The sequence below is a fragment of the Georgenia wangjunii genome (assembly GCF_036421975.1).
GTDB classification, from domain to species: Bacteria; Actinomycetota; Actinomycetes; order Actinomycetales; family Actinomycetaceae; genus Georgenia_A; species Georgenia_A wangjunii.
Genome location: NZ_JAZGON010000007.1, coordinates 1 through 12,140, shown reverse-complemented (window position 1 = coordinate 12,140; position 12,140 = coordinate 1). Strand labels below are relative to the sequence as shown.

Annotated in this window: 11 protein-coding genes and 1 rRNA gene; all 12 read right to left on the bottom strand. The window is 77.1% G+C overall.

Annotation, left to right across the window (positions count from 1 at the left end):
* Positions 1-6 precede the first annotated feature (6 nt).
* The gene (locus V2J63_RS11160; protein WP_331231115.1) at positions 7-1,146 is read right to left on the bottom strand and encodes a glycosyltransferase family 4 protein; all 1,140 of its coding nucleotides are present in this window, start codon (positions 1,144-1,146) and stop codon (positions 7-9) included.
* Complete coding sequence (gene murJ / locus V2J63_RS11155) at positions 1,143-2,765, bottom strand: murein biosynthesis integral membrane protein MurJ (RefSeq protein WP_331231114.1); 1,623 nt, start codon at positions 2,763-2,765, stop codon at positions 1,143-1,145. Before murJ ends, V2J63_RS11160 begins: the two co-directional genes overlap by 4 nt.
* A gap of 4 nt (positions 2,766-2,769) precedes the next feature.
* Positions 2,770-3,618 (bottom strand): hypothetical protein, encoded by an 849-nt coding sequence (locus tag V2J63_RS11150; protein ID WP_331231113.1) that lies wholly within the window; start codon positions 3,616-3,618, stop codon positions 2,770-2,772.
* Positions 3,615-4,715, bottom strand: a complete 1,101-nt coding sequence (locus tag V2J63_RS11145) for a copper transporter (RefSeq protein WP_331231112.1) — start codon at positions 4,713-4,715, stop codon at positions 3,615-3,617. The genes V2J63_RS11150 and V2J63_RS11145 overlap by 4 nt, the downstream gene beginning before the upstream one ends.
* A gap of 24 nt (positions 4,716-4,739) precedes the next feature.
* Positions 4,740-5,951 (bottom strand): putative cytokinetic ring protein SteA, encoded by a 1,212-nt coding sequence (gene steA, locus V2J63_RS11140; protein WP_434056318.1) that lies wholly within the window; start codon positions 5,949-5,951, stop codon positions 4,740-4,742.
* On the bottom strand, positions 5,948-7,666 hold the full coding sequence (gene recN / locus V2J63_RS11135) for a DNA repair protein RecN (protein WP_331231111.1): 1,719 nt from the start codon (positions 7,664-7,666) through the stop codon (positions 5,948-5,950). Before recN ends, steA begins: the two co-directional genes overlap by 4 nt.
* Complete coding sequence (locus V2J63_RS11130; RefSeq protein WP_331231110.1) at positions 7,663-8,502, bottom strand: NAD kinase; 840 nt, start codon at positions 8,500-8,502, stop codon at positions 7,663-7,665. The genes recN and V2J63_RS11130 overlap by 4 nt, the downstream gene beginning before the upstream one ends.
* Positions 8,499-9,326, bottom strand: a complete 828-nt coding sequence (locus V2J63_RS11125) for a TlyA family RNA methyltransferase (protein WP_331231109.1) — start codon at positions 9,324-9,326, stop codon at positions 8,499-8,501. Before V2J63_RS11125 ends, V2J63_RS11130 begins: the two co-directional genes overlap by 4 nt.
* Position 9,327: 1 nt before the next feature.
* Positions 9,328-9,459, bottom strand: a complete 132-nt coding sequence (locus V2J63_RS11120) for a hypothetical protein (protein ID WP_331231108.1) — start codon at positions 9,457-9,459, stop codon at positions 9,328-9,330.
* Positions 9,460-9,505: 46 nt separating this feature from the next.
* A complete protein-coding gene (locus V2J63_RS11115) occupies positions 9,506-10,567 on the bottom strand; it encodes an HAD-IIA family hydrolase (protein WP_331231107.1) in 1,062 nt (353 codons plus the stop codon).
* Positions 10,564-11,199, bottom strand: coding sequence for a hypothetical protein (locus V2J63_RS11110; protein WP_331231106.1), 636 nt, complete (start codon positions 11,197-11,199; stop codon positions 10,564-10,566). Before V2J63_RS11110 ends, V2J63_RS11115 begins: the two co-directional genes overlap by 4 nt.
* A gap of 824 nt (positions 11,200-12,023) precedes the next feature.
* Positions 12,024-12,140, bottom strand: a 5S ribosomal RNA gene (gene rrf / locus V2J63_RS11105).

Below are 12,140 nucleotides of genomic sequence, written 5' to 3'. Positions count from 1 at the left end.
TCGACCCTAGCACCTGTGCGTGAGGGCTCGGTCGTAGACCGCCCGCAGCTGGTCGAGGACGTCCTGCGGCCCGGGCAGCTCCCCGGCGCGCTCCCGGGCGCGTGCCCGCAGCCCGTCTCGGACGTCGTCCGAGCCGAGGACGCGGGCGACGGCGTCGGCGAGGGCCGTGGCGTCCGGCGGCACGAGCACCGCCGCGTCGCCCGTCACCTCGCCCGTCCCGCCGACGTCGGTGGCGACGACAGCGGCTCCGGCCGCGAGGGCCTCCTGCACGGCGAGGGGCTGGCCCTCCCACGTCGAGGTGGAGACGACGACGTCGGCGTGGGCCATGAGGTTCGCCACGTCCTCCCGCCGGCCCGCGAGGTGGACGGGCAGTCCCTCGGCCCGGACGCGCCGCTCGAGCTCGTCGTGGAGGGGGCCGTCCCCGACGACGACCCACCGCACGACGCCGTCGACGCGCCCGGGCAGGAGCGCCGCCGCCTCGCACAGGAGGTCGAGCCCCTTCTGGGGGGCGAGGCGGCCGACGGTGAGGACGAGCCGCTCGCCCTGCCCGAGACCGAGCGCGAGGAGGGTGGCGACGTCGGGCGTCGTGGCCGCAGCCCGGGCCGGGGCGGGCACGAGCGCCCGCTCGGTGTCGGTGGCGCCGAGCTCGCGGGCGGAGGCGACGAGGTCGCCGCTGACCCCGAGCACGACGTCGGCGCCGCGGGCGACGGTCCGCTCGAGGACGGCGGCAACGGCGTGGACCCGCCTCCCGCCGACGGGCGCGTTGTGGAGGGTGACGACGAGCGCGGGACGCCGGCGCAGGGTGCGCAGGGCGAGGACGGCCGCCGCCCCGGCCCGCAGGCCGTGCGCGTGGACGACGTCGGCGCCGCGGGCGAGGCGCCGCAGCCGCCGCACCGCGCTGACGTCGCTGGGGCGGGGCCGGTCGGCGATGTCGATGACCGTGCTCGGCACCGTCGCGCCGGCGACGACGTCGGGCGGGCCGGCAAGGACCACCTGGGCCCCGCCGTCGTCCTCGGCCCGGACGACCGTGCCGACGCGCCGCGGCGCGCGGCTGAGGAGCTCGCTCACCTGGCGCGCGTGCCGCGCGACGCCCCCGGCGCTCGAGGAGGTGAGCTGGAGGACCCGCAGCGGTGCGTTCTCGCTCACGTCCACCGCCCCACCCGGAGCGCGGAGCGGTCCGCGAGGGCGAGCAGGGCGAGGACAGATCCAGCGGCGACCATGCATCCGAGGGAAGCAGCCAGGAGCGCCGCCGGCAACTGGGCACCGAGCCCGTCGAGGAGCGCCGTCGTCACGAGCCGCCCGAGGAGGGCCCCCGCGACGGCGCCCGCCGAGCCGACGAGGAGGGTGCGCGCGAGCCCGGCGAGCGCGGGTCCCCCGACGGCGTGGCGCAGGGCGACGAGGAGGCCGAGGCCGGCGACGACCATCCCGGCGGTCGAGCCGACGGCCAGGCCCTGGAGCGTCGCGGGGCCGTCGCCGCCCTCCGGGGCGAGGAGCCGCACCGCGACCGCGCTCGCCGCCGCGACGGTGAGCCACCCCGCGGCCGTGCCGACGACGGCCGCGCGCCCACGGTCGATCGTGTACAGGCAGCGGGAGACGTGGAAGATGAGCGCGTACCCGAGCACGCCGGGCGCCATCCACGTGATCGCCGTCGTCATCCCCTCCATGGGGCTGCGCAGGGAGAAGACGGCCGTCGCCCCCGGCGCGCCCGCGACGAGGAGCGCGACGCCCGCGAGCGCCGCCGCGGTGACGACCCTCGTGGACCCGGCCGCCATCGCCGCGAAGCGCGCGCGGTCCGGGTCCGCGGCGGCCTCGGCGAGGCGCGGGAAGACAGCGGTGGCGACGGGGACGGCGAGGACGGCGTAGGGCAGGAAGTACACCGCCTGGGAGTACTGGAAGATCGTGATCGTGCCCTCGACGCCGCCGGAGCGGGCCAGGACGAGGACGACGACGACGCTCACCTGCTGGGCGAGGAGCGCCCCGATCCCCGCCGCGGCGAGGTTGCGCGCGCGGCGGCCCACGCCCGCCGGGAAGCGGGCCGTCGGACGCAGGCGCACGCCCCCGCGCAGGACGGGGACGAGGAGGGGCAGGCTCATGGCCGCCACGCCCGCCGTCGTGCCCCAGGCGAGCCACTGCAGCGCGGCCGCGGACAGGCGCTCGGGGTCGTCGGCCATCCCGCCGGAGAGCGCGCCGAACGCGACGTACGCGCCGATGACGACGACGCTCGAGGCGAGCGGAGCGAGGACGGGCAGGAGGAACCGGCGTTGCGCCTGGAGGATGCCCGTGAGGACGACGCCGACGCCGTAGAGCGGGATCTGCAGGGCGAACACGCGCAGGAAGTACGTCGCGAGCGCGCGCTGGGACTCGACGTCGGAGCCGGCCGAGTCCGGCAGGAGGGCGACGATCGGGCCCGCGAGGAGCGCGACGGCGGCACCGAGCGGCACGAGGACGAGGAGGGTCCACGTCAGCAGCGCCGAGGAGATGCGGTCGACGTCGGCGCGCAGGTGGCGGGCCAGCGGGGCCGCGAGGAGCGGGACGACCGCGCCGGCGAGCGCCCCGCCCGCAGCCACCTCGAACAGGACGTTGGGCAGGAGGTTCGCCGAGGCGTAGGCGTTGGCCGTCGCCGAGTCCCCCAGCGTCGCGGACTGGGCGAACCAGCGCCCGAACCCGACGGCGCGCGAGAGCACCGTGAGCACGGCGATCATGCCCGCCGCGCCGGCGACCCCGGCGAGCAGGCCCCGCAGCCGGGTGGCCCCGGGCGCGCTCACGCGCTCACCGGCGACCGCCGGCGGCGCCCCACTCGTCGAGGCGGCGCAGCAGCGGGGTGCGCCGGATGACCGCCGAGAAGCTCACCCGCTCGCTCGCGAGGGTGAGGGCGACGACACCGGCGAGCGCCCCCGTGCGCACGAGGGGCGAGCGGTGGACCGCGAGGGACGTGCCCAGCGCGGCACCGAGGGCGTTCGCGCCGGTGTCGCCGAGCATCGTCCGCTCCCCCAGGTCCGCGGGCAGGGACGCGAGCGCGACACCGCACACCCCCGCGGCGGCGCGTCCGCCGGGCCCCCCGGCCGCGGCGAGGACGCCGCCGAGCCCGGCGGCGACCTTGAGCGCGCGGCCGGGGCGCAGGTCGAAGAGGTTGAGGAGGTTGGCGGTGCCGGCGATGAGCGCGCCGCGGGCGAGCGTGTCGCCCACCCGGCGCAGCCCCGGCGCCGGCCCCGCCGCGGGGGTGCCGACGGTGAGGACGGCGGCCGCGGCGAGCGAGCCCGCGCCGATGCCGAGGACCTTGAGGGCGCCAGTCGTCACCCGCCCGCGGGCGAGGGAGCCGAGGTGGCCGCGCAGGCCCTTCGTCGCGCCCGCGGGGTCCTCCGTGAGGTCGTCGAGCGCCCCGAAGGCGCCCCCGGCGGCGGCGGCGAGCGCCGTGGCCCCGGCGGTGCGACCGCCCCCGCCGGCCCCCGCGAGGACGGTCGCCGTCGCAGCGGCCGCCCCGCCGAGGAGGCTGACCTCGCGCCCGGCGTAGTTCGACCGGGCCCAACGCTCCCGCCCGCCCGGGGGCACGGCGCGCAGCGCGGCGGCGGCGAGGGCGCTCGAGCCCGCGCCGAGCGCCGCCGCGACGAGCCGGCTCACCCGTCCTGCCCGGTCTCGGTCGGCGCCTCGGTGGCCGCCGCCTCGGTCGGCTCGCCGGTGGGGGCCGGCGCGTCGGTCGGGGCGGGCTCGGGCTCCGGCGGGGCCGGCGGCGCGAGGTAGACGGACTCGGGCACGGGCTGCTCGGCCCCGACGCCGAAGCCGTAGTGGCCGTTGTCCCCGGAGATGTCCGCGGCGAGGGCGAGCGGCACGCTCACCCGGCCGGTGACGTCGGCGACGGAGTCGACGGTCGTGACGACGGCGGCCACGTCACCGTCGGCGCGCACGGCGGTGACGAGGTCGAGGTCGGTGACGGCCGCGCCGATGACGACGCTGCCCTCCCCCGTACCCGACAGCGCCTGCGCGAGGCTGACGTGGGCGCTCGTCACCGTCTGCGCCGCGGCGGTGTCCTCCTCCTCCCCCGCGTCGCCCGACTCGTCCTGCGCCTCGGGAAGCGGCTCGGTGCGCGGGGCGACGAGGACCGTGGCGTTCGCGGGGCCGGCGGGGCCCTCGACGACGGAGACGAGGGGGTCGTCGGCGGAGGCGAGGAGGTCGAGGAGGGTCTCGGCCTCGACGGTGAGCCCGCCGGTGGCGTCGGTCGCCGTGAGCGCCTGGCCGAGCGCGGCGCCGAGGATCGCGTCCGTGCTCGCGTCACCCTCGGGCGCCGGGGCGAGGTAGCCGAGGAGCTGGCCGGCGAAGCTCGAGCGGAACGTGTCTGTCTCGGGGTCCGTCCACGCGGGCGTGACGGCGACCTCGGCGGAGACGGTGGCGCCGGACTGCTCGATGCGCGCGCGCACGTCCGCGACGTCGTCCTCCTCGGCCCCCGGGAGGCTGACGACGGCGACGGCGCGCCCCTCGAGGCGGGAGCCGACGACGTCCGGGGCCACCGCGGCGATGAAGACGTCGCGGTTCTCGGCGTCCGCCCGGCTCAGCTCGAGCTCGGTGCGCAGCCGGTCGCGGTCCGTGCGCAGGTCCTCGACCTGACCCGTGAGCTGGTCACCGATCGTCTCGTTGAGCGGGCCAGCGCCGAGGAGGATCCCGAGCGCGAGGGCGAGGAACACCGAGATGAGCGAGACGAGGTGGTAACGGAAGTCGATCACGGTTGGTCTATCCCCCGGGGCAGGTCAGGACGTCGCGGCCGGGGCGATCCCCAGCAGCACACGGACGAAGGAGGTGAGGTCGTCGATCCTCGCCATGATGAGCAGGAACAGGGTCTGGCCGAAGGTCGTCGACGCCAGGGCGACCGTGATGGCGATGAGCCCGGCGAGGGCCAGGAGGAGGATCTGCACGTTAGAGATCCGGGTGCGGTAGAGCTGGGAGACGCCCTTGGCGTCGATGAGCTTGCTCCCGACGCGCAGGCGGGTGAGGAACGTCGAGGCCATGCCGGAGCGGCCCTTGTCGAGGAACTCGATGAGGGTGGCGTGCGTGCCGACGGCGACGATGAGCTCGGCGCCCTTGTCGTCGGCGAGGAGCATCGCGACGTCCTCGCTCGTGCCGGTCGCCGGGAACACGACGTGCTCGATCCCGAGCTGCTCCATGCGGGCCGTGCCGGGGGCGCGCCCGTCGCGGTAGGCGTGGACGACGATCTCGGCGCCGCACGCGAGCGCGCTGTCCGAGACGGAGTCCATGTCCCCGACGATCATGTCCGGGGTCCACCCCGCCTCGAGGATGGCGTCCGCTCCCCCGTCCACGCCGATGAGCACCGGGTGGTACTCCCGCACGTAGGAGCGCAGCATCGCGAGGTCTTCCTTGTAGTGGTAGCCGCGCACGACGATGAGCGCCTGGCGGCCCTCGAAGCTCGTGCGGACGTCGGGCACGCCGACGCCCTCGAGGAGCAGCTCCCGCTCGCGCCGCAGGTAGTCCATCGTGTTGGCGGCGAAGGACTCGAGCTGGACGGCCAGGCCCGCGCGCGCCTCCTCCATGGCGGCCTCGACGCTCGCGGCGTCCTGGGCGACGCCCTCGGCGACGAGGGTGCCGCCGGAGTGGACCTCCCCGCCCTCGACGCGCAACGTCGCCCCCTCGGCGAGGGCCATGAGCCCGGGCCCGAGGTCGTCGACGAGGGGGATGCCGGCCTCGATGATGATGCCCGGACCGAGGTTCGGGTAGCGCCCGGACGTCGACCGCGCGGCGTTGAGGATGGCCGCGGGACGGCACGCGACGAGCGCCTCGGCGGAGACGCGGTCGAGGTCGAGGTGGTCGATGACGGCGATCTCTCCCGGGCGCAGCCGCTTGGTGAGGTTCTTCGTGCGGGCGTCGACACGCGCGATGCCACCGGTCCCGGGTTGGGGCTCGGTGGTGGTTCGGCGTCGGCGGAAGAGCGGGCTCACGCCGGTCATCGTCCCACGACGGCGCGCTCCATGAGCTCCGCCGCGTGGCGACGCGCGACGTCGGAGCTCTCCTGGCCCGAGAGCATGCGGGCCAGCTCGCCCTCCCGGTCGGCGCCGGTGACCTCGACCACAGCGGTCGCCGTGCTCTCCCCGGGCGCGCCGCCCTTCGTCACGACGAGGTGGGTGTCGGCGAAGGCCGCGACCTGCGCGAGGTGCGTGACGACGACGACCTGGGCGCTGCGGGCGAGGCGGGCGAGGCGGCGGCCGACCTCGACGGCCGCCCGCCCGCCGACCCCGGCGTCGACCTCGTCGAAGACGAACGTGCGGCGCTCCCCCTCCGCGGCCGGCGCGCCCTCGTCGGCGAGGGCGACCTCGATGGCGAGCATGACGCGGGAGAGCTCACCGCCCGACGCGCCCGACCCGAGCGGGCGCGCGGGGGCCCCGGGGTGGGCGGCGAGGGCGAGCTCGACGTCCTCGGCGCCCCACGGTCCGAGCTCGGGCAGGGCGGGCAGGCTGACGTGCAGGCTCGCGCCGGCCATGGCGAGCCCCGCGAGCTCGGCCCCGACCGTGGCGGACAGGCGGCCGGCGGCCGCGGTGCGCCCGCGCGTCAGCTGCTCGGCGTGCGCGCGCAGGTCGGCCTGGGCGCGCTCGAGGCGCTCGGCGAGGGCGGCGCCGGCATCGGTGGGGCCGTCGATCTCCGCGAGGCGCGCGCCGGCGTGCTCGCCCCACGCGAGGAGCGCGTCGGCACCGGGCTCCCCGAGGCGGCGGCCGGCGGCCGTGATGGCGGCGCGGCGGGCGTGGACGGCGTCGAGGCGGGCCGGGTCCGCCTCGAGCGAGGCGAGGTAGCTCCCCACCTCTCCGGCGACGTCGGTGAGGAGGTAGGCGGCCTCGCCGAGGCGCTGGGCGAGCCCCTCGACGGACGGGTCGTGGCCGGCGGCGTGCTCGAGGCTGCGCCGGGCCTCGCCGACGAGCGTCGTCGCGTCGACGACCTCGGGGGTCTCCGCCGAGCCGGACAGGGCCGCGTGCGCCCGCCCGGCCGCGAGGCGGAGCTCCTCGACGTTGCCGAGGCGGTCGGCCTCCGCGCGCAGCTCGACGTCCTCGCCCGGGCGCACGTCGAGCTCGGCGAGCAGCTCGAGCCCGGCGCGCAGCCGTGCGATCTCGGCGTCGCGCTCGACGCCGGCCTCCTCCCACCGGGTCAGCTCCGCCCGCGCCCGGCTGACCTCCGCCCACGCCGCCCGGTAGGCGGCAAGCGTGCGGGCGTGGTCGGGGCCGGCGAACGCGTCGAGCGTGGCCCGCTGGTGCGCGCGGGAGCGCAGGGCGAGCTGCTCGGACTGGCCGTGGACGGTGACGAGGTCCTCGCCGAGCTCGGCGAGGACGCCCCGCGGGACGGTCCGCCCGCCGAGGTGGGCGCGGGAGCGGCCCTGCGCCGGGACGGTCCGCGCGAGGAGCAGGACGCCGTCCTCGACGACGGCACCGGCCTCCTCCGCGCGGGCGACGAGCGGCGAGCCCGGGCCGACGACGAACGTGCCCTCGACGCCGGCGCGCTCGGCGCCGAAGCGGACGGAGGCGGGGTCGGTCCGTCCCCCGAGGAGGAGGTCGAGCCCGGTGAGGACCATCGTCTTGCCGGCGCCGGTCTCGCCGGTGATGACGGTGAGCGTGGGACCGAACCACAGGTGCGCGGACGCGATGACACCGAGGTTCTCGATGCGGATCTCCTCGATCACGGGTCGGTCCTCGCCCCCCGCCAGCCGGTCACCGGCAGGTCGAACTTGGCGACGAGCCGCCCCGAGAACGGGGTGGGCTCGAGCCGCGCGAGCTTGACCGGCTGGTGCCCGCGGCGGACCTCGACGTGGGAGCCGGCCGGCGCCTCGAGCCGGCGGCGCCCGTCGCACCACACGGCCGCGGCGAGCTCGCTGCGCGGGAGGATCTCGACGGCGAGCACGGAGGACGGGCCGACGACCATGGGCCGGGAGAAGAGCGCGTGGGCGGCGATGGGGACGACGAGGAGCGCCTCGACGTCGGGCCACACGACGGGCCCGCCGCCGGAGAACGCGTACGCGGTGGACCCGGTGGGCGTGGCCATGACGACCCCGTCGCACCCGAAGGTCGACACGCCCCGGCCGTCGACGCCGATGGCGACCTCGACCATCCGCGCCCGGTCCGCCTTCTCCACCGTCGCCTCGTTGATGGCCCAGCCGTGGGTGACGGTGCCGTCGGGGGTCTGGACGACGACGTCGACCGTCATCCGCTCCTCGACGGTGTAGTCCCGCTCCGCGAGCCGGCGCACGACGTCGTTGATGCCGTCCGGGTCGGCCTCGGCGAGGAAACCGACGTGCCCGAGGTTGATGCCGATGAGGGGGACGTCGCTGCCGCGCGCGAGCTCGGCGGCGCGCAGGATCGTCCCGTCCCCGCCGAGGACGAGGACGACCTCGAGGTCGCCGTCGGACTGGTCGTGGACGGGCTCGAGGCCCCGGGCTCGGAGCTCGGCCTCGACCTGCGCGGCGGCCTCGACCGCCGCGGCGCGGCCGTCGTGGCGCACGATGAGCACCCGGCGGCTCATGGCTCCCCCGCCGGGCCGGTGCGGATCGCCTCGGCGATCACCTCGGCCAGCTCGTCGGGCGCGAGGGCGTCTGGGTGGTCACGGCGCAACCCTATGAAGTACTCGACGTTGCCGCTCGGCCCGGGCAACGGGCTCGCGACGACGGCGTACGTGGCGACACCGAGGCCGGCGGCCGCGCGGGAGACGGTCGTCACCGCCTCGGCGTGGAGGGCGACGTCCCGGACCACCCCGCCGCGCCCGAGCCGCTCGCGCCCCACCTCGAACTGCGGCTTGACCATGAGGAGGAGGTCGGCGTCCGGCGCGGCCGCACCGACGAGCGCCGGGAGGACGAGCGTGAGGGAGATGAAGGAGAGGTCGGCGACGACGAGCCCGGGAGCGGGCGCGACGGCCTCGGGCGCGAGCGTGCGGACGTTCGTGCGGTCGAGGACGGTCACGCGCTCGTCCTGCTGGAGGGCCCAGACGAGCTGGCCGTACCCGACGTCGACGGCGACGACGTGCTCCGCGCCCCGCCGCAGCAGGACGTCGGTGAACCCGCCCGTCGACGCCCCGGCGTCGAGGGCCCGCCGGCCCGCGACGACGGGGGCACGCGCCCCCAGCGCGTCAAGCGCGCCGGCGAGCTTGTGCGCGCCGCGGGAGGCGAACTCCTCGGTGGCGGGGGCGGTGACCCGCAGGGCCTGCGCGGGGTCGACCTGGCGGGCGGGCTTGGTGACGACACCGCCGTCGAGCTTGACGTGCCCGGCGGTCAGGAGCTCCCCGGCGTGCTGGCGGGAGCGGGCGAGCCCTCGGCGGACGAGCTCGGCGTCGATGCGGACGAGGCGAGCCACCTCAGCCCTCGGCGCCGGAGAGCCGTGCGGCGAGCGCGTCGTAGACCTGCTCGAAGACGCCGACGTGCTCGGCGAGGTCGCGCTCGGGCAGGGTGTCGAGCGCGGCCGTCGGGTCGAGAGTCGGTTCGCTCATCTGCGCTCCTCGTGCCGCTGGGTCAGTCGTCAGGCTACCCCGCACGTCAGGCTCCGGCCGGGACCTCCAGCACGGGGACAGCGCCCGGCGCGACGGGGGCGCCGTCGTCCGCCGCCGCCCACGCCGCACAGGCGAGCGCCCGCCAGGCGTCGACGTCGACGCGGACGACGCCTGCTCCCAGGGCACCGTCGTCGAGCTCGAGGCGCGCCTCGCCGTCGTGGACGCGGACGCGAGCGGCCCGGGAGCCGCAGCGCCACCACCCGTCGGATGCACGGGTGGGGGCGGGGTGCGGCTCGAGGAGGCCGCGCAGGTCCGTCGCGAGGAACGAGGGACGCTCCTCGACGCGCGCGAGGACGACGGCGCGGGCGTCGCTCACCCCCGTGAGGACGTGGAGGCCGGGGATGCCGGCCGCCCGCGCACCTGCGAGGTCGGTGTCGAGGCGGTCGCCGACGGCGAGGGGCGCCTGCGCCCCGGCCCGGCGGACGGCCTGGTGGAAGATCGCCGGCTGGGGCTTGCCGGCGGAGGCCGGCACCTGGCCCGTGGCGTTGCGGACGGCGCCGACGAGGGAGCCGTTCCCGGGGGCGATGCCGTGCTCGGTGGGCAGGGTCGTGTCGAGGTTGGTGGCGACGTGACGAGCCCCGGCCTGGACCGCGTACGCGGCCTGGGCCAGGTCGCGCCAGCTGAGGTCGGGAGAGAATCCCTGGACGACGGCGGCGGGCCGCTCCTCGACGCCGGTGACGAGCCGGAAGCCCGCGGCCACGAGCGCCGTGCGCAGCGCCGGCGCGCCGACGGCGAGGACGCCCGACCCGGCGGGGAGCTCGTCGGCGAGCATGGCGGCCGCGGCGAGGGCGGACGTCATGACGTCCTCGGCGGCGGCCGGCATGCCGAGGCCGGTGAGCTGGCGGGCGATCTCGGCCGGCTCACGGGAGGCGTTGTTCGTCACGAAGGACATGCGCATCCCGCCGGCCCGGGCGACGGCCACGGCCTCGCTCGCGTGCTCGACGGGGGCGGGGCCGCGGTAGACGACCCCGTCGAGATCGAGCAGCGCGACGTCGTAGGCACGGGCGAGCGGCTCGGTCGAGGCGAGGAGGGTGCTCGGCGCGCTCACGACGTGGTCTCCTCGTCCTCGTCGAGGTCGGTGACGATGATCTCGTCCTCCACCTCGGTGGGGGCGCCTCCCCCGGCGGACGCGCGGAGCGCCTCGGCATCGTCGCTGCGGCCCAGCTCGTCGAGCCGGTCCGCCTTGACGAGGTCGAGCCGCTGGCGCAGCGCGGGGTCCTTGACGATCCGCTCGGCGTTCTCGAGGACGATGAGTCCCGCCTCGTGCTCACCGAGGTCCGCGCGGGCGCCGCTCGCGACGATCGCGAGCTCGACGGCGTCCTCGGGGCTCGCCGCGGGCGGTGCCTCGGCGATGACGGCCAGGGCGCGCTCGGGCCGGGCGAGCCCCCGCTCGCAGTCCGCCTCGATCGCGCGGTGCGCGTCGACGCCGCTGAGGCGCCGGACCGTGCGCAGCTCGCGCAGCGCCTCCGCGTACCGCTCGGTCGCGTAGGCGGTGAGGGCGAGCGCCTCACGGACGACATCGACCCGCGCGGCGCGCCGCATGGCGGCCTGGGCGTGCTCGTACGCGAGCTCGGGGTCGGTGTCGATGAGCCGGCCGGCCATGACGAGGTGCCGGGCGACGCGCTCGGCGTTGTCCTTCGTCAGGGTGCGCAGGCGCTGGCGCGCGGTGCGGTCGAGCATCGACGGCGTGACGTCCGCGGCGATGTCCGGCTCGACGGGCCGGTCGGCGCGGTCGGGACGCGGCGCGCGGCGCTCGCTGTCCGACGCCCGGCTCCCGCCGTCGCGGCTGCTGCTGTATCCGCCCCCTGCGGGACGGCCCGGGCCACCGGAGCGCTCCGGACGGCCTGAGCTTTCACGGCCGTAGCCGCCTCCTGCAGGGCGAGAAGAACCTTCACGGCTATAACCGCCACCGCCGGAACGAGGAGAACCTTCGCGGCTATTGCCGCCACTGGCCGGACGCCCGGACCCCTCCCGGTTGTACCCGCCGGCGGCGGGGCGAGAAGCTCCCCGGCTGGCCCCGCCGCCGGACGAGCGGTCGGCGCTCCCGGATCGCTCGGGGCGGTCCGACCGGTCAAACCCACCGGATCGCTCGGGCCGTGCGGAGCCCTCGCGACCGTTGCCGCCGCCTACGGGACGGCCGGAACCCTCGTGGGCCGGCCGCTGCGACCGGCCCTCGCGGGCCGGTCGCTGCGACCCGCCCTCGTGGGCCGGTCGCTGCGGTCCGGGCTCGCGGGACCGGTACGGGCGGTCGCCGGCGGGGCGACGCGCGGCGCGCTCGTCCCGGCCCTGCCCGCCGTCGCGGCGGCGCTCGCCGTTCGAGCTCCGGGCGCGATCGCCGCGAGGTGCACCGCCGTTCTCGGGGCGGTCGCCGTCGGGCGCTGGGGTCTGGTCGCTGCGTTCCGGCATTGTCATCCTCTTTGCGGTCGCGGTATCCGGAGTCGATTCCGGGTCCGGATACAGGTATGGGCCGCAACCGAAGGGTTGCGGCCCATAACTGAAAGGGTGTTCGGCGGTGTCCTACTCTCCCACATAGTCTCCCATGCAGTACCATCGGCGCTGAGGGGCTTAGCTTCCGGGTTCGGAATGGGACCGGGCGTTTCCCCCTCGCTATGACCGCCGTA